The organism is Mesorhizobium sp. M4A.F.Ca.ET.090.04.2.1, assembly GCF_003999085.1.
GTDB lineage: Bacteria > Pseudomonadota > Alphaproteobacteria > Rhizobiales > Rhizobiaceae > Mesorhizobium.
This window is the reverse complement of record NZ_RZOT01000022.1, coordinates 1-22,985: the sequence shown is the minus strand read 5'-3', so window position 1 is coordinate 22,985 and position 22,985 is coordinate 1. Positions and strand designations below refer to the sequence as shown.

Annotated in this window: 16 protein-coding genes; 8 read left to right on the top strand and 8 right to left on the bottom strand. The window is 65.0% G+C overall.

The features are described from left to right. Positions 1-62: 62 nt before the first annotated feature. Positions 63-944 carry an N-acetylglucosamine kinase gene (locus EN781_RS03390; RefSeq protein ID WP_126056914.1) on the bottom strand — a complete coding sequence of 294 codons (882 nt, stop codon included), beginning with the start codon at positions 942-944 and terminating at the stop codon, positions 63-65. Between the two features lie 200 nt (positions 945-1,144). On the opposite strand from EN781_RS03390, the gene EN781_RS03385 reads away from it, so the two are divergent. The 6 genes from EN781_RS03385 to EN781_RS03350 all read left to right on the top strand — a co-directional run bounded on the left by EN781_RS03385 (position 1,145) and on the right by EN781_RS03350 (position 7,669). After that, positions 1,145-2,053 carry an N-acetylmuramic acid 6-phosphate etherase gene (locus EN781_RS03385; RefSeq protein ID WP_126056913.1) on the top strand — a complete coding sequence of 303 codons (909 nt, stop codon included), beginning with the start codon at positions 1,145-1,147 and terminating at the stop codon, positions 2,051-2,053. A 52-nt stretch (positions 2,054-2,105) separates the two neighbouring features. Further along, on the top strand, positions 2,106-3,365 hold the full coding sequence (locus tag EN781_RS03380; RefSeq protein WP_127399776.1) for an ABC transporter substrate-binding protein: 1,260 nt from the start codon (positions 2,106-2,108) through the stop codon (positions 3,363-3,365). Between the two features lie 243 nt (positions 3,366-3,608). Then, a complete protein-coding gene (locus EN781_RS03370; protein WP_126056911.1) occupies positions 3,609-4,538 on the top strand; it encodes a sugar ABC transporter permease in 930 nt (309 codons plus the stop codon). 8 nt (positions 4,539-4,546) lie between these two features. Beyond that, positions 4,547-5,386: a carbohydrate ABC transporter permease gene (locus EN781_RS03365; RefSeq protein WP_126056910.1), complete on the top strand. Its 840-nt coding sequence runs from the start codon at positions 4,547-4,549 to the stop codon at positions 5,384-5,386. After that, complete coding sequence (locus EN781_RS03360) at positions 5,383-6,444, top strand: Gfo/Idh/MocA family oxidoreductase (RefSeq protein ID WP_126056909.1); 1,062 nt, start codon at positions 5,383-5,385, stop codon at positions 6,442-6,444. Before EN781_RS03365 ends, EN781_RS03360 begins: the two co-directional genes overlap by 4 nt. 226 nt (positions 6,445-6,670) lie before the next feature. Beyond that, entirely contained in the window at positions 6,671-7,669 is a 999-nt protein-coding gene (locus EN781_RS03350; protein ID WP_126056908.1) for an ABC transporter ATP-binding protein, read from the top strand. Between the two features lie 199 nt (positions 7,670-7,868). On the opposite strand, the gene EN781_RS03345 is transcribed toward EN781_RS03350, so the two are convergent. The 5 genes from EN781_RS03345 to EN781_RS03325 form a co-directional block, all read right to left on the bottom strand. Beyond that, positions 7,869-8,714, bottom strand: a complete 846-nt coding sequence (locus EN781_RS03345) for a fumarylacetoacetate hydrolase family protein (protein WP_126056907.1) — start codon at positions 8,712-8,714, stop codon at positions 7,869-7,871. 194 nt (positions 8,715-8,908) lie between these two features. Then, positions 8,909-9,640, bottom strand: a complete 732-nt coding sequence (locus tag EN781_RS03340) for an SDR family oxidoreductase (RefSeq protein ID WP_126056906.1) — start codon at positions 9,638-9,640, stop codon at positions 8,909-8,911. Positions 9,641-9,822: 182 nt separating this feature from the next. Continuing rightward, the gene (locus EN781_RS03335) at positions 9,823-12,198 is read right to left on the bottom strand and encodes an aldehyde dehydrogenase family protein (protein WP_127399773.1); all 2,376 of its coding nucleotides are present in this window, start codon (positions 12,196-12,198) and stop codon (positions 9,823-9,825) included. Between the two features lie 52 nt (positions 12,199-12,250). Next, on the bottom strand, positions 12,251-13,297 hold the full coding sequence (gene deoC / locus EN781_RS03330; protein ID WP_126056904.1) for a deoxyribose-phosphate aldolase: 1,047 nt from the start codon (positions 13,295-13,297) through the stop codon (positions 12,251-12,253). A gap of 220 nt (positions 13,298-13,517) precedes the next feature. Continuing rightward, positions 13,518-14,345 carry a ferredoxin--NADP reductase gene (locus EN781_RS03325; RefSeq protein WP_126056903.1) on the bottom strand — a complete coding sequence of 276 codons (828 nt, stop codon included), beginning with the start codon at positions 14,343-14,345 and terminating at the stop codon, positions 13,518-13,520. A 220-nt stretch (positions 14,346-14,565) separates the two neighbouring features. Between EN781_RS03325 and EN781_RS03320 the strand changes: the two genes are divergently transcribed. Further along, positions 14,566-16,650, top strand: coding sequence for a hydantoinase/oxoprolinase family protein (locus tag EN781_RS03320; RefSeq protein ID WP_127399772.1), 2,085 nt, complete (start codon positions 14,566-14,568; stop codon positions 16,648-16,650). Between the two features lies 1 nt (position 16,651). Continuing rightward, positions 16,652-18,343, top strand: a complete 1,692-nt coding sequence (locus EN781_RS03315) for a hydantoinase B/oxoprolinase family protein (RefSeq protein WP_126056901.1) — start codon at positions 16,652-16,654, stop codon at positions 18,341-18,343. A 114-nt stretch (positions 18,344-18,457) separates the two neighbouring features. Here EN781_RS03315 and gyrB read toward each other — a convergent pair whose 3' ends face one another. Both gyrB and EN781_RS03305 read right to left on the bottom strand, forming a co-directional pair. Further along, positions 18,458-20,929 (bottom strand): DNA topoisomerase (ATP-hydrolyzing) subunit B, encoded by a 2,472-nt coding sequence (gene gyrB, locus EN781_RS03310; protein WP_126056900.1) that lies wholly within the window; start codon positions 20,927-20,929, stop codon positions 18,458-18,460. 161 nt (positions 20,930-21,090) lie between these two features. Then, positions 21,091-22,985, bottom strand: a 1,895-nt coding sequence (locus tag EN781_RS03305; RefSeq protein ID WP_127399771.1) for a tetratricopeptide repeat protein, incomplete at its 5' end; no start/stop codon positions are given.

Genomic DNA, 22,985 nt, shown 5'->3' with positions numbered 1-22,985 from the left:
GTAGAGCGGCGCGCCGCTTTGTGACGATTCCTTCAGCATGGCGAAGATCTGGTCGGCGGCGCTCATCGGGCGGCCCCCGAACCAGAGGCAAAGATGCGCACCGCCATCTGAACGGCGCCGCCCAGCGCATCGTCGAGCGCCGGCTTCAGCAGCGTCTGGTAACGCGCCGAAAGCCGCGGCGCGTAGAGCGGCGCCAGCCCACCGAGCAGGCAGAGCGGTGTGTCGTCGGCAAGGTCGAGCGCCCCGAGCGAGGCTTCGACATCGGCAACCGCCTTGTCGAGGATCCAGTTGGCGACAAGATCGCCCTTGGCGGCATGGTCGAACACCTTTGGCGCGAAACCGCCGAAGTCGCCGGGCTTGGCATTGGTGGTGAACTCGACGACGTCCTCCGGGTTGTTGCGGAAGACGGCGAGCATCGCCTCGGTGAGGGGCGAGGCAGGACGGATGCCGTCATAGGCGAGCAGCGACTGCTCCAGCAGGTCGCGGCCGATGCGGGCGCCGCTGCCCTGGTCGCCGACTTGAAAACCCCAGCCGCCGATGGCGCGTGACTTGCCCGCCTTGCGCGCCATATAGGCGGTGCCGGTGCCGAGGATGGCCATGGCGCCGTCGCTGGGCCCGACCGCACCCTCCAGCGCGATCTCGGCGTCGGTCTCGACGCGGCTGGCGCTGAACGGCAGGATCGCTTCGAGTTGCTGCCTGTAAGTGCCGACATTGGCGCCGGCGAGGCCGAGAATGGCGGGCGTTTGCGGGATGAGTTCCGGATCCTTGCCGGCGGCGACGAAGGCCTGCCTTGCCGCCTCGACGATGTTGGTCCTGGCGCCGGTGAGGTCGGTGCGGATGTTGGCGGCGCCGCTTTTGGCGCGGCCAAGCACGACGCCGTCAGCGGTCGCAAGGGCCGCCCTGCAGCTGGTGCCGCCGCCATCGATGCCAAGTACGAAATTCACGCGATTTCTCCTCCGGACGGATAATACCAATAAAATACCAATAGCCAAGAGTTAATTTCGCTTTCAAAAAGATTAAGGCGTATTTTATTGAAAAACCACGATATTTTGCCGGCAAGACGATTTTGAGGCAACGAATTTCGTTAATCGATGTGGACAAGTGGTATTTTTTTGGTATTGTTTTGTCAGTTGGAGGACATCGGATGGCCGAGAAGCGCACCGAAGCGCATCACCAGAATGCCGAGGGGCTGGATATCCAGGCTCCGGACGCCATCCTTTCCTTTCTTGCCGATGCACAGATCGAGGCCGCGAAGGCCGTGCGCGGCGCCATTCCCGCCATAGCCGCTGCAGCCGAAATCGTCGCGGAGCGCCTGAAGGACGGCGGCAGGCTCGCCTATGCGGCGGCCGGCAGTTCGGGCCTGATGGCGGTTGCCGACGCGCTGGAGCTTCCCGGCACCTTCGGTATCGGGCGCGACCGCATCGCCATCCTGATCGCCGGCGGCGACGAGGCCTTCCATACGCTCGCCGGCGGACCCGAGGACGACACCGATGAGGCCTCGGCCGCGGTCGCCGCCGCCGGAATCGGCGAGGGCGACTGCCTGATCGCCATCTCCGCCAGCGGCTCGACGCCCTATGCGGTCGCCGCACTCGAGGACGCGCGGAGCCGGGGCGCCGCGACCATTGCCATCGCCAACAACAGGGACGTGCCGTTGTTCCGGTTGGCCGATGTCGCGATCGTGCTCGAGACGCCGCCCGAACTGATTGCCGGCTCGACGCGCATGGGCGCCGGCACCGCCCAGAAGATCGCCCTCAACATGCTATCGACCTTGGCCGCCATTCATCTCGGCCATGTCCATGACGGCTACATGGTCAACCTCACCGCCGACAACATCAAGCTGCGCGACCGCGCGGCCCGCATCGTCGCCGCCATCGGCGGGTGCGGCAGGGACGATGCTGCGCGCCTGCTCGAAAAGAGCGGCGGCGTTGTTAAGACCGCCATTCTGCTCGCCGCGGGTGCTGCCAACGCCGATGCGGCCGAGAAGATACTGGAAGGGACCGGCCGCAAGCTCCGGCCGGCCCTTTCCGCGATCGAGGGGAGCAAGGGGCGCTAGCCTCTGTTCTCATCAAAACCGAACCTGAAAAAGGTCAACAGGGAGACTGAAAATGACGACCAAACTACTGACGGCCCTTCTGCTCGGCACAAGCATCCTCGGCTCCGCCGGGGTGGCCTATGCCGATGACGTTACGCTCAACATCGAAAGCTGGCGCGGCGACGACCTGACCATCTGGAAGGACAAGCTGATCCCGGCCTTCGAAGCCAAGAACCCGGGCATCAAGGTGGTGTTCGCGCCGTCGGCGCCGACCGAATATGACGCCGCGCTCGGCGCCAAGCTCACCGCTGGCTCGGCGGGCGACCTGATCACCTGCCGCCCGTTCGACAAGTCGCTGGTGCTCTACCAGAAGGGCAATCTCGCCGATCTGTCGGCGCTGCCGGGCATGGAGAATTTCTCTCCCGTGGCCAAGTCTGCCTGGCAGACCGACGACGGCAAGGCGACGTTCTGCGTGCCGATGGCTTCGGTCATCCACGGCTTCATCTACAACAAGGACGCCTTCGACAAGCTCGGCATCAAGGTGCCGACCACCAATGAGGAGTTCTACGCCGCGCTCGACAAGATAAAGGCCGACGGCACCTACATCCCGATGGCGATGGGCACCAAGGACCTCTGGGAAGCCGCGACCATGGGCTACCAGAACATCGGCCCGAACTACTGGAAGGGCGAGGAAGGCCGCCAGGCACTGATCAAGGGCGAGCAGAAGCTGACCGACGCCGACTGGGTCGAGCCCTACAAGGAACTGGCCAAGTGGAAGCCCTATCTCGGCGATGGATTCGAGGCCCAGACCTATCCGGACAGCCAGAACCTGTTCACGCTCGGCCGCGCCGCCATCTACCCGGCCGGCTCGTGGGAAATCGCGCTGTTCAACACCCAGGCGCAGTTCAAGATGGGGGCCTTCCCGCCGCCGGTGCAGAAGGCCGGCGACACCTGCTACATCTCCGACCACACCGATATCGGCATGGGTCTGAACGCAGCGTCGAAGAACGCCGATGCGGCCAAGAAGTTCCTGTCCTGGGTCGCCTCGCCGGACTTCGCCACCATTTACGCCAACGCGCTTCCGGGCTTCTTCAGCCTGAACAGCACGCCGGTGAAGATGGAAGACCCGCTGGCGCAGGAATTCGTCTCCTGGCGCGGCAAGTGCAAGTCCACGATCCGCTCGACCTACCAGATTTTGGGGCGCGGCACGCCGAACCTCGAGAACGAGACCTGGGTTGAATCGGCCAATGTCATCAACGGCACCGACACGCCGGAAGCGGCCGCCAAGAAGCTGCAGGACGGCCTCGACAGCTGGTACAAGCCGGCGAAGTAAAGCCTCGGGCAGCAAGCAGGGTCGTTCCGAGTGAATGGCCCTGCGGTTTTCAATAGCATCGACCGCAAACGACGGCGCCGCCCCTCATCCGCCTGCCGGCACCTTCTCCCCGTATAGTGACGGGGAGAAGGGACTTGCCGCACCGCCGGCGCCCCCCTCTCCTTCACGGGGAGAGGGTAAGGGTGAGGGGCAGCGCTGCCGTCAACCATTTCGCCAAGACGTTGAACGGCGGGGACCGAACTCATGGCCGCAGAAACACGACCGAAAAGACCGATCCGCTGGCACATCGCCGTCTTCCTGGCGCCGGCCGTGCTCGTCTACACGGCGATCATGATCCTGCCGCTTGCCGGCACGCTGCAGCTGTCGCTGTTCCGCAACATCGAGCAGTCCCAGGTCTTCGTCGGACTCGCCAATTTCCGCACGCTGTTCGGCGACCCTAACTGGTCAGTGGGCTTCTGGAATGCGCTGAGGAACAATGTCTGGTTCTTCATCATCCACATGCTGGTGCAGAACCCGATCGGCGTGCTGCTGGCCGCACTGCTCTCCAGCCCAAGGCTGCGGTTCGCCGCCTTCTACCGCACGGCGATCTTCGTGCCGACCATCCTGTCCTTCGTCATTGTCGGCTTCGCCTGGAAGCTGATCCTGTCGCCGCTGTGGGGCGTGGCGCCGCATTTGCTCGATTTCGTCGGCCTGAAGAGCCTGTTCACGCCTTGGCTGGGCAAGGAGCAATATGCGTTGACCGCGCTCAGTCTTGTCTCGGTCTGGCAGTTCGTCGGCATCCCGATGATGCTGATCTATGCCGCGCTGCTGTCGATCCCGGACGAGGTGATCGAGGCCGCCGAATGCGATGGCGTCACCGGCATGGCGCAGTTCTGGAAGATCAAGCTGCCGCTGATCCTGCCCTCGATCGGCATCATCTCGATCCTCACCTTCGTCGGCAATTTCAATGCGTTCGACCTGATCTACACCGCGCAAGGGGCGCTCGCCGGGCCGAACTATTCGACCGACATCCTCGGCACCTTCCTCTACCGCGCCTTCTTCGGCTTCCAGCTGCAGGTCGGCGACCCCAACATGGGCGCCGCGATCGCCACGATGATGTTCCTGATCATCCTCGGCGGCGTCTGCGTCTACCTGTTCCTCATCCAGACGCGCCTGCGTCGGTATCAGTTCTGAGGCGCGCCATGAGCACTGCAACCCATTCGCTTCCCCGCACCATCGGCGCCCACGCCGTCCTGTTGACCTATACGGCGATCGCGCTGTTTCCGGTCATCCTGGTCATCGTCAATTCGTTCAAGTCGCGCGCCGCGATCTTCGGCGCGCCGCTGACGCCGCCGACGCCGAAGACCTTCGACCTGATCGGCTATACCACGGTGATCGGCCAGGGTGACTTCATCCACTATTTCCAGAACAGCCTCGTCGTCACCGTCGCCTCGCTGTTCTTCGTGCTGCTGTTCGGCGCCATGGCCGGCTTCGCGCTGTCGGAATACCGCTTCCGCGGCAACACGATGATGGGGCTCTACCTGGCGCTCGGCATCATGATCCCGATCCGCCTTGGCACGGTCGCCATCCTGCAACTGATGGTGGCAAGCGGGTTGGTCAACACGCTGACAGCGCTGATCCTGGTCTACACCGCGCAAGGCCTGCCGCTCGCCATCTTCATTCTGTCGGAGTTCATGAAGCAGGTGTCCGACGATCTGAAGAATGCGGGGCGCATCGACGGTCTGTCGGAATACACGATCTTCTTCCGGCTGGTGCTGCCGCTGGTGCGCCCGTCCATGGCGACGGTTGCCGTCTTCACCATGATCCCGATCTGGAACGACCTGTGGTTCCCGCTGATCCTCGCGCCGTCGGAGGAGACCAAGACGGTGACGCTCGGCGCCCAGCTCTTCCTCGGCCAGTTCGTCACCAACTGGAACGCGATCCTGGCGGCGCTGTCGTTGGCGATCCTGCCGGTGCTGATCCTCTACGTCATCTTCTCGCGGCAGCTGATCCGCGGCATCACCTCGGGAGCCGTGAAGTGAGTTCGCAAAAACCTCTTCGCGTTGTCGTCGCAGGGCTCGGCAATATGGGCCGCAGCCATGCGCTGGCCTATCACACCAATCCGGGCTTCGAGATCGCCGCGCTCGTCAACCGCTCCGACGTGCCGCTGCCGGAAGGGCTCTCGGGCTACGGCATCAGGCGTTCCTTCGAGAACGCGTTGCGTGAGGAGAAGCCTGATGTTGCCGCGATCGCCACCTATTCCGACAGTCATGCCGACTATGCGGTGCGGGCGTTCGAGGCCGGCTGCCATGTCTTTGTCGAAAAGCCGCTGGCAACCACGGTGGCCGACGCCAAACGCGTCGTCGCCGCCGCCAAGGCCAACGGCAGGAAGCTGGTGATCGGCTACATCCTGCGCCACCATCCGTCCTGGGTCAGGCTGATCGCCGAGGCGCGCAAGCTCGGCGGTCCTTACGTGTTCCGCATGAACCTCAACCAGCAATCGTCAGGCCACACCTGGGGCACGCACAAGCAGCTGATGCAGACGACGTCGCCGATCGTCGACTGCGGGGTGCACTATCTCGACGTCATGCTGCAGATCACCGATGCCAATCCGGTCGAGGTGCGCGGCATGGGGGTCAGGCTGACCGAGGAGGTCGCGCCTTCGATGTACAATTACGGCCACCTGCAGGTGCTGTTCGAGGACGGCTCGGTCGGCTGGTATGAGGCCGGCTGGGGTCCGATGATCTCGGAGACCGCCTTCTTCGTGAAGGACGTCATCTCGCCCAAGGGCTGCGTGTCGATCGTCATGAAGGAAGGCATCAAATCCGACGACATCGACACCCACACCAAGACCTCGACCATCCGCTTGCACAGCGCGGCGACCGGGGCGGACGGCAGATTCGCGAAACAGGACGAGTTGCTGTCCATGGAAGGCGAGCCCGGCCATCAGGAGCTCTGCGACCTCGAGCAGGCCTTCCTGCTCAAGGCCATCCGCGAGGACATCGACCTCACCCGGCATATGGACGACGCGGTCAAGTCGCTCGCCGTCTGCCTCGCCGCCGACGAAAGCGTGCGCAGCGGTAAGGTGGTGCGGTTGTGACAAGGGAACTATCGTCAGAGGTTGCACTCTACGGCGCCCCCCTTTGGCCTGCCGGCCATCTCCCCCTCAAGGGGGGAGATCGACTATCGCATCTACTTTCGCCAATCACCAACGTTGCAAGGCGGATGCCTTGGACGAAGCTGCCAATCTCCCCCCTTGAGGGGGAGATGTCCGGCAGGACAGAGGGGGGTGCCTTGGCGCCCACGCATAAATTTGGAGGTCCGCCGTGGGTTCGCTGAACATCGAGAAAGTGAAAAAGGCTTTCGGGCCGGTCGAGGTGCTGAAAGGCATCGACCTAGAGGTCAATGACGGTGAGTTCGTCGTCTTCGTCGGCCCTTCCGGCTGCGGAAAGTCGACGCTGCTGAGGGTCATTGCTGGGCTTGAGGATTCGACCTCGGGCCGGGTTGTGATCGACGGCCAGGACGTCTCCGTCACGCCGCCCGCCAAGCGCGGCATCGCCATGGTGTTCCAGACCTATGCGCTCTATCCGCATCTGACGGTGAAGAACAATATGAGCCTCGGCCTCAAGCAGGCCGGCACCCCGGCGGCCGAGATCGACCGCCGCATCGGCGTCGCGTCCTCGATGCTGTCTCTGGAGCCCTATCTTGAGCGGCGTCCGGCCGAACTTTCGGGCGGCCAGCGCCAGCGCGTCGCCATCGGCCGCGCCGTGGTGCGCGAGCCTAAGCTGTTCCTCTTCGACGAGCCGTTGTCGAACCTCGATGCAGCGCTTCGCGTCAACACCAGGCTGGAGATCGCGCAGCTGCATCGCCGTCTGAAGGCGACGATGATCTACGTCACCCACGACCAGGTCGAGGCGATGACGCTGGCCGACAAGATCGTAGTGCTCAACGCCGGCCGCATCGAGCAGATCGGCGGCCCGATGGAGCTCTACAATTCGCCGGCGAATGAATTCGTCGCCGGCTTCATCGGTTCGCCGAAGATGAACTTCATCGACGGCGCCAGGCTCGGCGAGACGGCGAAGACCGTCGGCGTACGGCCCGAGCACCTGACCGTCGACACGACATCAGGCGCCTGGAAGGGCACGGTGGTGCACGCCGAGCATCTCGGCGCCGACACCAACCTCTATCTCGACTGCGAGAAGGCCGGGCTGCTCACCGTGCGCATCTTCGGGGTCTACAACGCCGAGCCGGGCTCGACGCTCTATGCGACGCCGGATCCGGCGAAGACGTATCGGTTTGGAGCGGATGGGAGAGTGTTGAAGTAGGCGCGACCTCGCCTTCTCCCCTTGTGGGAGAAGGTGGATCGGCGCGTAGCGCCGAGACGGATGAGGGGTGTTCCAGCGGAGTGCGCCCTCTAGGATTGAAGGCATCCCGGGCGCTTGGCAGCGCCGAGATCCGTCACACCCCTCATCCGGCCGCTTTGCGGCCACCTTCTCCCGCAAGGGGAGAAGGCAAGGTCGCGCCTTACGCGTCCGCCTTGAACGTCTGCTTCTGCTGGCCCATGCCCTCAATGCCGAGTTCGACCACGTCGCCGGCCTTCAAAAACACCGGCGGCTTCATGCCGAGCCCGACGCCGGGCGGCGTGCCGGTGGAGATGATGTCGCCCGGATGCAGCGACATGAACTGGCTGAGATAGGAGACCAGATAGGCGACGCCGTAGACCATGGTCTTGGTCGAGCCGTTCTGCATCGTCTTGCCGTTGACGGTTAGCCACATCTTGATGTTCTGCGGGTCGGCCACCTCGTCCTTGGTGACCAGCCAGGGGCCGATCGGGCCGAACGTGTCGCAGCTCTTGCCCTTGGTCCACTGGCCCTGGCGCTCGGCCTGGAAGGCGCGCTCTGACACGTCGTGCGAGACGCAGTAGCCGGCAACATAATCCAGAGCCTCGGCTTCCGAGACATATTTCGCGGTCTTGCCGATGACGACGCCGAGCTCGACCTCCCAGTCGGTCTTGACTGAGCCGCGCGGGATCAGCACATCGTCGTCTGGCCCGACAATCGCCGAGCTCGCCTTCATGAAGATGATCGGCTCCGGCGGCACTGTGGCGCCGGTCTCGGCGGCATGATCGGAATAGTTGAGGCCGATGCAGATGAACTTGCCGGTGCCGGCAACGCAGGCGCCTATGCGCGGCTTGCCGGAAACCGCCGGCAGCGATTTCGCATCGAGCTTCGACAGCTTATCCAGCGATTCCGGATGAAGCGCCGTGCCGCCAATGTCGGCGACATGGGCCGAGAGGTCGCGGATCGTCCCATCCGCATCGAGCAGGCCGGGACGTTCGCTCCCCACCTCGCCATAGCGCAGCAGTTTCATCTGGATTTTTCTCCTACTTGCGGCCCGTGGCCGTTTGCAAACTCTCCGCCGAGGCGACGGCTCCCTTGCGGAAACCGGGCGGACCGTACCCATCGCGCCGGTCCCGGGCAAGCACGGACGCCGCTTCTGGCAGCCGGCGCGCGGGATTTTCAGACTTCTCGATCCGGACCGATCCGGACCGTTCCGGACCGAGGTCAGATCGACCAGCCGCCGTCGATATTGTAGGCCTGCCCTGACGTATAGGTGGCGCCGGCCAGATAGACGGCGAGATCGGCGATTTCCTCGGGCGTGCCGAGGCGTCCCATCGGCTGGCGGGCGATGAAGGCGGCGCGGGCCGCTTCGTAATCCCCCTGCGCATGCATGCGGTCCTGCAGCGATGGGCTCTCGACCGTGCCCGGGCAGATGGCATTGCAGCGAATGCCCTTGGCGACATAGTCGGCAGCGATCGCCTTAGTCAGGCCGATGACGGCGGCCTTGGTGACACCATAGGCGAAACGGTTGGGCACGCCCTTGCCGGCGCCGGCGACCGAAGACATGTTGATGATCGATCCGTCGCCGCGCTCCAGCATGCCCGGCAGCACGGCGCGGATGGTGCGGATCATCGCGCGCACATTGAGGTTGAAGGCGAAGTCGAGGTCGGCGTCCTTCATCTCGAGGATCGAGCCCGCATGGACGAAGCCGGCGCAGTTGAACAGCACGTCGACCGGGCCGATCTCGGCGATCGCGGCGTTGACCGCCGCGTCGTCGAGCACGTCCAGTTTGCGGGTCTTGATGCCTGACGTCCTGGCGAGTTCGGCGAGCAGCGCCTCGTTGATGTCGGTGGCATGGACCATGGCGCCGGCCTTGGCGAAAGCCAGTGCGCTCGCCCGGCCGATGCCTTGCGCCGCCGCGGTGACAACAACCACCTTGCCTGCCAGATCCGCCATTCTTTCTCTCCAGGTTCTCGCGAGCGTTTTAGCGGCAGCCAGGCGGGACGCAATGTGCCAGGCGGACACTATGGTTCCGCCTGAGCCGCTGTCTGCTGGAGGCCAATTGTTTTTTCTCGGTAAAGAACATTTCCGAACCCGTCAAGCCCGAAGGCTGCGACAAACGCCGCACCGGTCAGGTGTCAATCGCCGTAGGGCACCCAGACGTTCTTTACCTCGATGGCACGGCGCAGGAACGCCTCGCCGGCGGCGTCGTCCGATGCCCAGTCGAGGCCGCGGCCATTGCCGCTCCAGACGCGCTTGAGGTTGCCGATGGAGTCGGCCTCCGCCTTGGCGCAGGTCTCGGCATCGGCGAATACCCAGAGCCCGTCGACATCGTCATGCTTGGCCAGCACGCCGGCGAGCTCGGCGCTGCGGCCGGTGACGATGTTGATGGCGCCAGCCGGAATGTCGGAATACTCGATTACCTGATAGAGATCGGTGGCGAGCAGCGGATGCCGCTCGGAAGGCACGGCCACCACGGTGTTGCCCATGGCGAGCGCCGGCGCCACCAGCGAGATGAAGCCGAGCAGCGGCTGATTGTCGGGCGCCACGACGCCGACGACGCCGACCGGCTCGTGCAGGGCAAGCGTGACGGCGCGCGCCGGCGGCTGGTGCACGCGGCCCTCGAACTTGTCGGTCAGGCCGGCATAGAGGAACAATCGTTCGATCGACTGCTCGACCTCCTCGCGCGCGGCCTTCGCCGTCACGCCGGTCAGCTGGACCAGACGGGCGGCGAACTCGTCGGCGCGGCCGGACAGGTTTTCAGCCAGATAGTAAAGCACCTGGCTGCGATTGAATGCGGTCGCCTCCGGCCACGCCTTGCATGCGCGGGCAGCGGAAACCGCATCGCGGATGTCCTTGCGGTTGCCGAGACCCACTTCGCCGGCAAGCCTGCCCTTGGAGGTTGCGATGGCGAGCGAATAGTTGCCGTCCGGCCGGACCTGCTTGCCGCCGATGAACAGCTTTGCCGTGCGGTCGATGACGGTGCCATCGGCCTGTTCAACAGGCTGAGCTGAAGCGGCAGCCGCTGCCTTGATGACCGGGCCGAGCGGCAGCTTCGCCGCCAGATATTCATACATGCCCTCGCGTCCGCCCTCGCGGCCAAAACCGCTTTCGCGGTAGCCGCCGAAGCCACAGGCGGCGTCGAACATGTTGGTGCCGTTGACCCAGACGACGCCGGCCTTCAGCTGTGGCGCGACATGCAGCGCAAGGTTGATGTTCTCGCTCCAGACCGAAGCGGCAAGCCCATAGCGTGTGTTGTTGGCGAGATCGATCGCTTCCTCGGTGTTGCGGAAGCTCATGACTGCCAGCACCGGGCCGAAGACTTCTTCCTGGGCAAGTATATTAGCCGGCGAAACACCGGTGGCGAGCGTCGGCAGGTGGTAGTAGCCGGAAGACGGCAAGGCCGCGTCCGGCTGCCAGCAGACGGCTCCCTGTTTTGCTCCTTCGGCGACCAGCCCCTTGACCCGGTCGAGCTGGCTGCGGTCGACCAGCGGCCCGATATCGGTGGTCTTGTCGAGTGGGCTGCCGAGACGCAGCCGGCTCATCCTCACCTTGACCTTGGCGATGAAGGCATCGGCGACGCCTTCCTGCACCAGCAGGCGCGAGCCGGCGCAACAGACCTGACCCTGGTTGAACCAGATGCCGTCGACCAGGCCCTCGACGGCGCTGTCGAGATCGGCGTCCTCGAACACGAGGAAGGCCGACTTGCCGCCGAGCTCCAGCGACAGTTTCTTGCCCGATCCGGCGGTCGCCTTGCGGATGATCTTGCCGACCTCGGAGGAGCCGGTGAAGGCGATCTTCTGGATGCCGGGATGGTTGACGATCGCCGCACCCGCTTCCGGCCCGCCCTGGACGATGTTGACGACGCCCTTGGGAACTCCAGCACGCTCGCAGATCTCCGCGAACAGGACAGCGGTCAGCGGCGTGAATTCTGCCGGCTTCAACACCACCGTGCAGCCGGCGGCGAGCGCCGGGGCGATCTTCCAGGCCAGCATCAGCAGCGGGAAATTCCAGGGAATGATCTGGCCGACGACGCCAACACCCTTGTGATCGGGAAAATCCCTGTCCAGCGCCTGCGCCCAGCCGGCATGGTGGATGAAATGGCGGATGGCCAGCGGCACGTCGATGTCGCGGCTCTCGCGGATCGGCTTGCCGTTGTCGATTGATTCCAGCACCGCGAACAGGCGCTGGTGGCGCTGCATGGCGCGGCCGATGGCGTAGAGCACCTTGGCGCGTTGATAGCCTGAGCTGGCGCTCCATTTCGGCAGCGCCTTCGTGGCGGCCGCGACCGCCGCATCGATGTCGGCGGCGCCGGCATCCGAAAGCTTGGCGAGCAGCTTGCCGGAGGACGGCTCGCTGGTCTCGAAGGTCTTGCCGCCGGCGGCTGCCTTCCACTCGCCGCCGATGAACAGCGCCTTGGAGAAGTCGCGGCCAGCGAGCCAGGCATCCGCCTCGTTGCGCGCCTCCGGCGCCGGGCCGTACTCCATGGCGTGATAGCGTTCGAGAATGTTCATGGGGCGCTCCTACCGCAGAAGGTTTTTGGTTCTTGGCGGGCGACTTCGCGGGCTAGGCCATCGCGTGGCGATGGTTGGCCGAATAGTGCCCGGTCAAATGATGCTCGAGCTGACGCTCGATGTCGGTGAGTAGGCTGGACGCACCGAAGCGGAACAGCTCCGGCTCCAGCCACGGTCGCCCAAGCTCTTCCTTCATCAGCACCAGCCAGTCGAGCGAGACCTTGGCGGTGGAAATGCCGCCGGCCGGCTTGAAGCCGATGAGGTAGCCGGTCTCCTCGAAATAGGCGCGGATGGCGCGCACCATGGCGAGGCCGACGGGAAGCGTGGCGTTGACGCTCTCCTTGCCGGTCGAGGTCTTGATGAAGTCGGCGCCCGCCATCATCGCCACCATCGAGGCCAGCATGACGTTGCGCAGCGTGGCGAGGTCGCCGGTGCCAAGGATGACCTTGAGATGCGCGTCGCCGCAGGCCTCGCGCATGGCGACGATCTCGTTGAACAGCTCCTGCCATTTTGCGCCATAGACCAGGCCGCGCGGGATGACGACGTCGATCTCGTCGGCGCCGTCGCGGACCGAGGCCTCGATCTCCTGCAGGCGCGTCGACAATGGCGCCAGGCCGTGCGGAAAGGCGGTGGACACGGCAGCGACATGGATGCCGGTGCCGCGCACCGCATCGACGGCCGTGGCGACGAAGGGATGGTAGACGCAGACCGCGGCCGGCCGGATGGTTTCGCCTTCTATGCCCAGCCCCTCGACGATATCGCGGCGGAACGGGTTGATCGCCTTGGCGCAGAGCCGGCGCACCCGCTCGTCGGTGTCATTGGAGTTCAGCGTCGTCAGGTCCATGCAGGCGACGGCGCGCAGCAGCCAGGCCGCCTGGTTGTCGGCCTTGATCGAGCGTCGCTTGGTCAGCGTCGCGACGCGGCGCTCCAGCGCCGAACGGTTGACGCTGCGCACCGATTCCAGGAAGCCGAGATCGAGCCGCATGCCGGGATTGCGCGCAATATGGCCTTGCGGCACGGGCGTGTTGGCGGCGGCGCGCGCCGGCAGCGAGGTGACCTTGGACGCGCCGAGGTCGGCGTCGCGGATTGTGCTGCTCATCTCCTGCCCTTCCATTCAGCGGCTTGCGCTTAATGCTTCGTGCGCGTCGTTCCCCAAGACCACTCGACAGCTTTGGGCGACACGCACGAAGATAGCCCGTGAAGCAGTGCTCCACGAGTCCTCAAAAGGCTCATAGCGGAAAAAGGCCGCGAAATCAGCTGATTTTTGACCGCATGGTCAAAACGGATTTGAGCGGGAGCTGAAGCCTCCCGGCTACGGCTCAGCCGACGAAGGCGCGCTCGACGACGAAGCTGGCGGGATGGCTGAGCGAACCTTCCTGGAAGCCGAGGCTTTCGGCCAGTTCCTTGACGTCCTTCAGCATGTGCATCGAGCCGCAGATCATGATGCGGTCGGTCTCGGGATTGAGCTTGTCGATGCCGAGGTCGGTGTAGAACTTGCCCGAGCCGATCAGCGCGGTGATGCGGCCCATGCGCGCCGACTCTTCGCGCGTGGTGGAATTGTAGAGGGTGACGCGGCCGCCGGTCAGCTCGCCGATCAGCGGATCGCTCTCGAGTGCCGCCACCAGTTCCTGGCCATAGGTGAGCTCGGCATTGTCGCGGCAGGTATGGGTCAGGATGACCTGGTCGAACTTCTCATAGGTGTCGGGATCGCGCAGCAGGCTGGCAAAGGGCGCGATGCCGGTGCCGGTCGAGATCATGAACACGCGCTTGGCGGGCGTCAGCGCGTCGAGCACCAGCGTGCCGGTTGACTTCTGGCGCATGATGACGGTGTCGCCGACCTGGATCTTTTGCAACTCGGAGGTCAGCGGACCATCCGGCACCTTGATCGAGAAGAATTCCAGCTCGTCGTCCCAGGACGGGCTGGCGACCGAATAGGCGCGGAAGATCGGCTTCTCGGCATTGGGCAGGCCGATCATGACGAACTCGCCGGAGCGAAAGCGCAGCGACTGCGGCCGGGTGATGCGGAACGAGAACAGACGGTCGGTGTAATGCTTCACCGATACGACGGTTTCGGCATAGACATTGGCCGGAATCGGGAACTGCAGCGGCTTGGCGCCGGCGGCGTTCAACGCGGGTGTCGTGTTCATCAAACCCAACCTTCTGGCCCAGGCTTATGGCGCTGGCGCCAAACCTTCTCCTGCGCGCCCGAACGGTCAGGTTCCGGCGTGCTCCTCGCACACTGCCAAGCGGTAAGCTCTTGTGTCCGGAATTTATTAGTATACAAATGATATTTGCGTCAAGATGGTAGCGTAAAACGCCTTTCCAAACCGAGGCATATCCGTAGTCCGCGCATTTCGGGTTTCGACAATGAAAGAGAATTTTTCGGCGCAACCGCGGGATTCCCTGGGCAGCGTCGTCGCCGGCATCGATGTCGGCGGCACCTTCACCGATCTCATCCTGATCGACGGCAAGGATGCCGGCAAGGTGCATATCGCCAAGACCCCGACTACAGTCGAGAACCAGGCTTTCGGCGTCGTTTCGGCGCTCGGCGCGACAGGCTTTGCTGTCGACGGCATCGACCTCATCGTGCATGGCACGACCACCACCACCAACGCGGTGCTAGAACGCCGGCTGGCCAGGACCGGCATGATCACCACGCTCGGCTTTCGCGACGTCATCGAGCTTGGCCGGCGCACGAGGCCGCAGCCCTACGGCATGACGGGGACATTTGTGCCGGTCATTCCGCGCGATCTCAGGCTCGAAGTCGCGGAGCGCGTCGAGGCATCAGGGGCGGTTCGCGTCCCGCTCGACGAGGCAGGCATGCGTGATGCGGTGCAGAGGCTGCTGGACGCCGGCTGCGAGTCACTCGTCATCCACTTCCTGCACTCCTACGCCAATCCTGCGCATGAGCAGCGCGCGGCCGAGATCGCAAGGGGGATCTGGCCGAACGGCTACATCACAACCGGCCATGCGCTGCTGTCGGAAGCGCGCGAATTCGAGCGTGGCGTGACCGCTTCGGTCAACGCCTCGGTGCAGCCGATCCTGGAGCGCTATGTCGAGCGGCTTCGCAAGGAACTCGCCGCGAAGGGCTATGCCCGCGACTTCCTGATCATGAACGGCAATGGCGGCATGATCTCGGCCCGCTTCGTCACCCGGGAATCGGCAAAGACGGTGATGTCCGGCCCGGCCTCGGGCGTCATCGCGGCCGCCTATACGGGCAAGCGCGCCGGCTTCGAGAACCTCGTCACCTACGACATGGGAGGCACCTCGACCGACGTGGCGCTGATTCGCAATGCCGAGCCCGCGGTGTCGAACGAGATCGAGATAGAATATGCGATGCCGATCCATGTGCCGATGGTGGCGGTGCATACGGTCGGCGCCGGCGGCGGCTCGATCGCGCGTGTCGACGCGGCCGGCCTGATCCAGATCGGCCCGGAAAGCGCCGGCGCCAATCCGGGCCCGATCTGCTACGGGCGCGGCGGCACCGAGCCGACCATCACCGACGCCAATCTTGTGCTGGGGCGGCTGGCGCCGAAGAAACTGCTCGCCGTCGACAATCCGGTCACCGTCGAGCGCGTCACCGGCATATTCGAAGACAGGATCGGCAAGCGCACCGGCCTCTCGGGCGTCGAGGCGGCAGGCGCAATCCTGAGGCTCGGCAACATCAAGATGGCCGGCGCCATCCGCATGGTCTCGGTGGCGCGCGGCCACGACCCGCGCGATTTCGCGCTATTCGCCTTCGGCGGCGCCGGGCCTCTGCACGCGACGGCACTCGCCCGTGAGCTTGGGCTGCCAAAGGTGCTGGTCCCGGCGCGGCCAGGCATCACCAACGCGCTCGGCTGCGTCGTCGCCGATCTCCGGCATGACTTCGTCAACACGATCAACCAGCCGGTGGCGCTGCTCGATGAAGCCTTGCTTCACGAGGTGTTGGAACGGCACCGGAGCGAAGGCGAGGAGCTGATTGCCAAGGAAGCGGTGAAGCCGGACATGATCGGCGTCACACACTCCGCCGACATGCAGTTCGTCGGCCAGACGCACATCATCAACGTGCCGCTGCCATTGTCTACCGTGACCCGCGCGACGCTGCAGCTTCTGTTCGAAAAGGCCTATTTCGCCCGCTTCAAGGTCGAGTTGCCGGATATCCGCGCCAACCTCGTCAACCTCAACACCTCGGTCACCGGTGTGCGCCCGGCGATCGATCTCTCGCGGCTGATCGACCCGGCTGGGCGCGCGGCGACGCTAGAGGAAGCCCGGCGCGAGACCAGGCCGGTCTGGTATCACGGCACCTGGCACGACACGCCTGTCTATGCCCGCGAAAAACTGCCGCTCGATGCCGTCATCGAAGGACCGGCGATCCTCGAACAGATGGACGCCACCACCGTGCTCGAGCCCGGCGACACGGCACGCGCGGATGCCGACGGCAACATCATCATCGACATCGGCGAGGCCTGAGATGAGCACGCTCGACACCATCACGCTTTCGGTCCTGCAGGCGGCACTGCAGCAGGTTTGCGACGAGATGGATCTGACGTTTTCCCGCGCGGCGTTCTCGCCCGTCATCGCCGAGGCCAATGACCGCTCCGACGGCATCTATTCGGCGGTTGACGGTTCGCTGATCGCGCAGGGCAGCCAGGGCCTGCCGGTGTTCGTCGGCGTCATGCAGTATTCGACGAAAACCGTGATCGAGATGATCGCCGATGGCCGCTGCCTGGCGCCCGAGCCGGGCGACATCTACATCGTCAACGATCCCTATCTCGGCGGCACCCATCTGATGGATGTGCGCTTCGTCATGCCGGTCTACCGCGGCGAAAAGATCTTTTGCTGGCTCTCCAACACCGGCCACTGGCCGGACATTGGCGGTTCGGTGCCGGGCGGCTTTTCCGCTTCGGCCACCGCCGTCGAGCAGGAGGGGTTGCGGCTGCCGCCTGTGAAACTGTTCAAGAAGGGCGTGCTCGATCCGGAGATTTACGCCATCATCTGCTCCAACATCCGCGTCGCCGACCAGCGCATCGGCGACATCCGCGCCCAGGCCGCGGCACTGCTGATCGGACAGGACAGGCTCAACGGAATCCTGGATCGTTACGGTAATGAAACGGTTATCGAGGCGATCGCCGAGCTGCGCCGCCGCGCCGCCGACCAGATGCGCGCCAACATCGCCGCCATTCCGGACGGCGTCTACCGCTCCAAGGCCTTCGTCGATTCCGACGGCGTGGTGAACGAGCCGCTGACGATTGCGCTCGCCGTCGAGAAAAAGGGCGACACGCTCACCTTCGACTTCGCCGGCTCCTCGAAACCCTGCGCCGGGCCGATGAACAGTGTGCTGGCGACGACGCTGTCGTCGGTCTATCTCGCCATGCGGCATATCTTCCCGGATGTGCCGATCAGCGCCGGCGCCTTCGAGCCGCTTGACGTCAAGCGGCCGGAAGGGACCTTCCTCGACGCCCGCTATCCGCGTCCGGTCTCGGGCTGCGCGGCGGAGGTCTCGCAGCGCATCGCAGAGGCCGTCTTTGCGGCCATGGTCCAGGCGCTGCCGGACAAGGTGACGGCCGCCCCGGCCGGCTCCAGCGGCAATTTCGCGCTCGGCGGCAACGATCCGGCGCGCGGCCGCGACTATGTCATGTACCAGATCTCCGGCGGCGGCTATGGCGGTAATGCCGGCCATGATGGCCTGACCAATGGCTGCTCGACCATCGGCATCTCCAAGTCGCCGCCGGTCGAGATCATGGAGCAGGCTTTTCCGGTGCTTTACCGCCACTATGCGCTGCGCGAAGGTTCGGGCGGCGCCGGCAAGCAGCGCGGCGGCTTCGGTCTGGCCTACGAGGTCGAGATCCTGCGCGGCGATGCCCGCGCCTCCTTCGTCATGGACCATGGCCGCTTCGGCCCGCAAGGCGCGCTCGGCGGCAAGGATGGCGCGCCCAATACGGTGACGGTGTTCCGCGGCGGCGAGGCGCATGTGCCGCCGCATCTGTCCAAGGAGCAGGACATTTCCCTCAAGGCCGGCGACCGCGTGCGCGTCGGCACCCCGGGCGGCGGCGGCTATGGCGATCCGGGCGAGCGTGACCCGAAGCTGGTCGCCGAGGATGTCAGGCTCGGCTACTATACGGCCGAGCAGGCCAGGGAGATGTTCGGCGTCGATGCAGGATAGGGCTGGCAAACCGGCCGGGCTATCCGCTTTGAGCGCGATCGAGAAGTCGACCCGTTAGTTGCTCGGCACCTCGGCGAGCAACTTGCTCCACCGAGGCGCTGTCATAAGCCGGCTTCAGATGTCCAGATTGGCGACCGACAGCGCATTGTCCTGGATGAACTCACGCCGCGGCTCCACCTCATCGCCCATCAGCCGCGAGAACAGCGAGTCGGCGTCGGTGGCGTCGGTGACCTTGACTTGCAGTAGCGAGCGCACGTTCGGGTCCAGCGTGGTTTCCCAAAGCTGCTCGGCGTTCATCTCGCCAAGGCCCTTGTAGCGCTGCATGGTCAGGCCCTTGCGGCCGGTCGCGAACACCGCGTTGAGCAGCGCCAGCGGTCCCGCAATGGTCTCGGAGACCTCCTTGCGGCGCAGCACGGGCGGCTCGCTGTAGATTTCGGCCAGGCGCGAGGCATAGCGGTCGAGCTGGCGCGCATCGGCCGAATTGATCAGCCCGGCGTCGAGCTGCACGAACTCCTTCACGCCGCGCACCGTGCGCTCGAACACATAGCCGCCGACGCCGTCATTGGAGGTCGACAGGCGGCCGGTCCAGCCACGCTCGGTATCCTCGGCGATCAGGTCGAGGCGCTTGGCGACGCGCTCGGCCATGGCGTTGGCGCGGCCGAGATCGGCAAGGACATCGGCGTTGAGAGCGCCGGCGATCGCCGCCTGTTCGACGACGCTGCGGTTGTAGCGCGTGTGCAACCCGTTGATCAGCTGGCGCACAGCCAGCGCGTCGTCGATGGCGCTGTGCAGGTCCTGGCCGGTCCGCACCTCGCCGGAGCCCAACGTCAGCGACGCTTCCTCCAGCCCGGAATCGATCAGATATTCCTCATAGGCGCTTTCGTCCTTGAGGTATTGCGAGCTTTTTCCCCGCGTCACTTTGTAGAGCGGCGGCTGGGCGATGTAGAGATGGCCGCGCTCGATCAGCTCCGGCATCTGACGGAAGAAGAAGGTGAGCAGCAGCGTGCGGATGTGCGCGCCGTCGACGTCGGCGTCGGTCATCAGGATGATCTTGTGGTAGCGCAGCTTGTCTGCGTTGAACTCGTCCTTGCCGATGGAGGTGCCGAGCGCGGTGATCAGGGTGCCGATCATGTCGGAGCTCAGCATGCGGTCGAAACGAGCGCGCTCGACGTTGAGGATCTTGCCGCGCAGCGGCAGGATGGCCTGGTTCTGGCGCGAACGGCCGCCCTTGGCCGAGCCGCCGGCTGAGTCTCCCTCGACGATGAAGATTTCGGACTTCGCCGGATCGCGCTCCTGGCAGTCGGCGAGCTTGCCGGGCAGCGAGGTGACGCCGAGCGTGCTCTTGCGGGTGATGTCGCGCGCCTTGCGCGCCGCCTCGCGGGCCGCCGCCGCCTGGATCACCTTCTCGACCACCACTCTGCCTTCGGTCGGATGCTCTTCCAGCCAGGTGCCGAGCGCCTCGTTGACGAGGCTTTCCACCACCGGGCGGACCTCGGAGGAGACCAGCTTGTCCTTGGTCTGCGAGGAGAATTTCGGATCCGGGACCTTGACCGACAGCACTGCCGTCAGACCCTCGCGGCAGTCGTCGCCGGTCAGTGACACCTTTTCCTTCTTGGTCTGGCCGGAAGCATCGCCATAGCCGGTGATCTGCCGGGTCAGCGCGGCGCGGAAGCCGGCCAGATGCGTACCGCCGTCGCGCTGCGGGATGTTGTTGGTGAAGGCCAGCACATTCTCGTGGTAGCTGTCGTTCCACCACATCGCCACCTCGACGGTGATGCCGTCGCGCTCGGCCCGGATCGCGATCGGCGTCTGAATCAGCGGCTTCTTGACCCGGTCGAGATATTTGACGAACTCTTCCAGGCCCCCGTCATAGTGCAACTCGTGACGGACCAGGTCGGCATGGCGGGCGTCGGTCAGCACGATGCGTACACCGGAATTGAGGAAGGCGAGTTCGCGCAGCCGGTGCTCCAACGTTCCATAGTCGAACTCGACCATGGTGAAGGTCTCGGCCGACGGGAAGAAGGTGATCTCGCTGCCACTGCGGCCCTCATAGGTGCCGGGGCGCTTGTCCTGCTCGTAGCCGCCGGTGACCTTGAGCGGCGCGTCGGCATTGCCGTGCGTGAAGCCCATTTCGAAGATCTCGCCATTGCGGCGGATCTTGAGCTTGAGCCAAGCCGAGAGCGCGTTGACCACCGAGACGCCGACGCCGTGCAGGCCGCCCGACACCTTGTAGGAGTTCTGATCGAATTTGCCGCCGGCATGCAGCTGCGTCATGATCACTTCGGCCGCCGAGACGCCTTCGCTGGGGTGGATGTCGGTCGGAATGCCGCGGCCATTGTCGATGACCGTGACCGAACCGTCAGGGTTGAGCGTCACCGAGACCAGGTCGGCATGGCCGGCCAGCGCCTCGTCGATGGCGTTGTCGACCACCTCATAGACCATGTGATGCAGGCCCGAGCCGTCGTCGGTGTCGCCAATATACATGCCCGGCCGCTTGCGCACGGCATCCAACCCCTTCAAAACCTTGATGGAATCGGCGCCGTACTCGGCTTCCGCGCCATTGGCGCTTTCAGTCTGATCGCTCATGAAAACCTGTCTGATTGATGGCTGCTGGTCCAGCGCTGGAAACTGGCTCCGAATCGCGCCGTTTTGATGTCCTAGATATAGGCGCAAATGCCGGTTTTTCCAAGGTTTGCCGGCATTTCCAGGCGGGAAAGCCGGCTGTCCGGAAGCGGCCGCGCCGCAGGCTATTTTGTCCTGGCCAGCCGATCCTGAAGAAACTTGATCATGAACTTGTATCGCGGCGCCAGCCGGCCGCTGCGGTCGAGCTCCAGCGTCCGCTCGAGCGCCTCGGAAAGCACGGCCCTCGGGTTCCTCGCGACCTGAGAATAATCGATCATCGCGACCACCAGGTCGCGCTGCCAGGTGGCGTTTTCGGGGTCGGACTGGGCAAGCTCCTGGCGGATGTCCAGGCTGTCCTCGAAGGCCTTCCGCGCGCCCTTGATGTCGCGCTGCTTGGCCTTCAGCATGCCGATCTCGGACAGTGTTATCGACAGGTCGCGCTGCCAGTCGGAATTGGCCGGATCGAGCCTGGCCAGCCTGTCGACGATGGTGAAACTGTCGAGATAGAGCTTGAGCGCGCCCTTGCGATCGCCCTGGATGGCGAGCACGCCCGCGACTTTCTCCAGGCTGACCGAGAGGTCACGCTGCCAGTCCGTGTTGTCCGGATCGCTGTCGGCCAGCGCCTGGGCCTGAGACAACGCTTGTCGGTAGGCCGAAAGGGCGGCCGGCCAGTTCTCCTGGTCGTTCAGCGCGTTGCCGACCTTGGTGTTGCCGACCGACAGATCGCGCTGCAGCTCGGTGTTGTCCGGGTCGCGGCTTGCCAGCCTTTCGACGATGTCCAGGCTGTCCCGGTAGGCAGCGAGCGCGCCGGCGGGATCGTCGCGCTCGCGCTTGAGATCGCCGATCGTGTCATGGCTGACCGAGACGTCGCGCTGCCGCTCGGCATTGTCGGGCTGCTTCGCGGCCAGCGCCAGCCGGATCCTCAGGCTTTCCTCATAGGCGGCCTGCGCATCGTCCAGCCGGCCGGCGGCACGGGCAAGGCCGGCGATCTCGTCATAGGAAATGGTCAGCTCGCGCTGCAGGTCGTCGCGCTCTGGCCCATGGCCGGCGAGCTCCTTCTTGATCGACAGGCTTTCCTGGTAGGCCTGCGCGGCGCCGGCCAGGTTGCCTTGCGTCATCAGCACATTGCCGATCTTGTCGTCGTTCATGGCAAGGTCGCCGAACCATTCCAGCCGGCCGGGATCGGCCGCGGTCAGCTCGGAAAGCATCGTCCGCGCCGTCTGGTAATTGTCCAGGGCCGCCGGCAGGTCGCCTTGCGTCATCCTGATATTGCCGAGCTTGGTGTGGCTGACGGCGAGGTCGCGCCGCACGCTGGGGTCGGTCTCCTGCCGCACGCGCTGCTCGAGATTGGCCAGCAGCGCCTCGTAGGCGCGGCCGGCGGCGGCGGTGTTGCCGACCGTGATGTAGAGCTTGCCGAGCTCGTCCAGCGTGCGGATCTGGCGGTCGGCATCGTCGAGCTTGAGCGCCGACTGCCCGGCCTCGCCATAGAGCGACAGCACCTCCTCGTAGTCCCTGATCGCCGCGGCGTAGTCGAGGTCGGCGCGCGCCGCGCCCGCCGACAGATAGCGTGTTGCGGCTTCCGACAGTGTGCGGCTGACGAAATTGGCTTTTAGCGCCTTGCGCGAGGTGCTGTCGATCTCGGCCGCCGCCGCGAGTTTTTCACGCGCCGCGTCGAAGGCGCCGAGCGAGAGCTGCTCCTCGGCCTGCCGGCGCAGCGCCGTCACCTGCGGGTCGTCCGAGGCCAGCGTCTTCATCTCGCCGCGCACCTTGACGAAGGCATCCGCCGCCTCGCGCAGCCTGGCGTTCAGGCTCTCGCCCGAAAGATGGCTGGTGTCGGTGCTGATCAGCGCGCCGTAGAGCGGCGCCAGCGGCATGTCGGCGTCGCTGGCGATCTGCTCGACCTCGCCGCGCATTTCCGGCGTCACGTCGGCCATGGCCAGCAGCAGCCGCTCACGTTCCGGCAGCTGTTCCTTGGTCGTGGCGGCGAAGAACAACTGCGGCAGGCCGCTTTCGACATAGG

Excerpts from the sequence above, each read along its gene's own strand:
- EN781_RS03385 (WP_126056913.1), top strand. The coding sequence starts at position 1,145 with ATGGCCGAGAAGCGCACCGAAGCGCATCACCAGAATGCCGAGGGGCTG.
- EN781_RS03380 (WP_127399776.1), top strand. The coding sequence starts at position 2,106 with ATGACGACCAAACTACTGACGGCCCTTCTGCTCGGCACAAGCATCCTC.
- EN781_RS03370 (WP_126056911.1), top strand. The coding sequence starts at position 3,609 with ATGGCCGCAGAAACACGACCGAAAAGACCGATCCGCTGGCACATCGCC.
- EN781_RS03365 (WP_126056910.1), top strand. The coding sequence starts at position 4,547 with ATGAGCACTGCAACCCATTCGCTTCCCCGCACCATCGGCGCCCACGCC.
- EN781_RS03345 (WP_126056907.1), bottom strand. The coding sequence starts at position 8,714 with ATGAAACTGCTGCGCTATGGCGAGGTGGGGAGCGAACGTCCCGGCCTG.
- EN781_RS03340 (WP_126056906.1), bottom strand. The coding sequence starts at position 9,640 with ATGGCGGATCTGGCAGGCAAGGTGGTTGTTGTCACCGCGGCGGCGCAA.
- EN781_RS03335 (WP_127399773.1), bottom strand. The coding sequence starts at position 12,198 with ATGAACATTCTCGAACGCTATCACGCCATGGAGTACGGCCCGGCGCCG.
- deoC (WP_126056904.1), bottom strand. The coding sequence starts at position 13,297 with ATGAGCAGCACAATCCGCGACGCCGACCTCGGCGCGTCCAAGGTCACC.
- EN781_RS03325 (WP_126056903.1), bottom strand. The coding sequence starts at position 14,345 with ATGAACACGACACCCGCGTTGAACGCCGCCGGCGCCAAGCCGCTGCAG.
- EN781_RS03320 (WP_127399772.1), top strand. The coding sequence starts at position 14,566 with ATGAAAGAGAATTTTTCGGCGCAACCGCGGGATTCCCTGGGCAGCGTC.
- EN781_RS03315 (WP_126056901.1), top strand. The coding sequence starts at position 16,652 with ATGAGCACGCTCGACACCATCACGCTTTCGGTCCTGCAGGCGGCACTG.
- gyrB (WP_126056900.1), bottom strand. The coding sequence starts at position 20,929 with ATGAGCGATCAGACTGAAAGCGCCAATGGCGCGGAAGCCGAGTACGGC.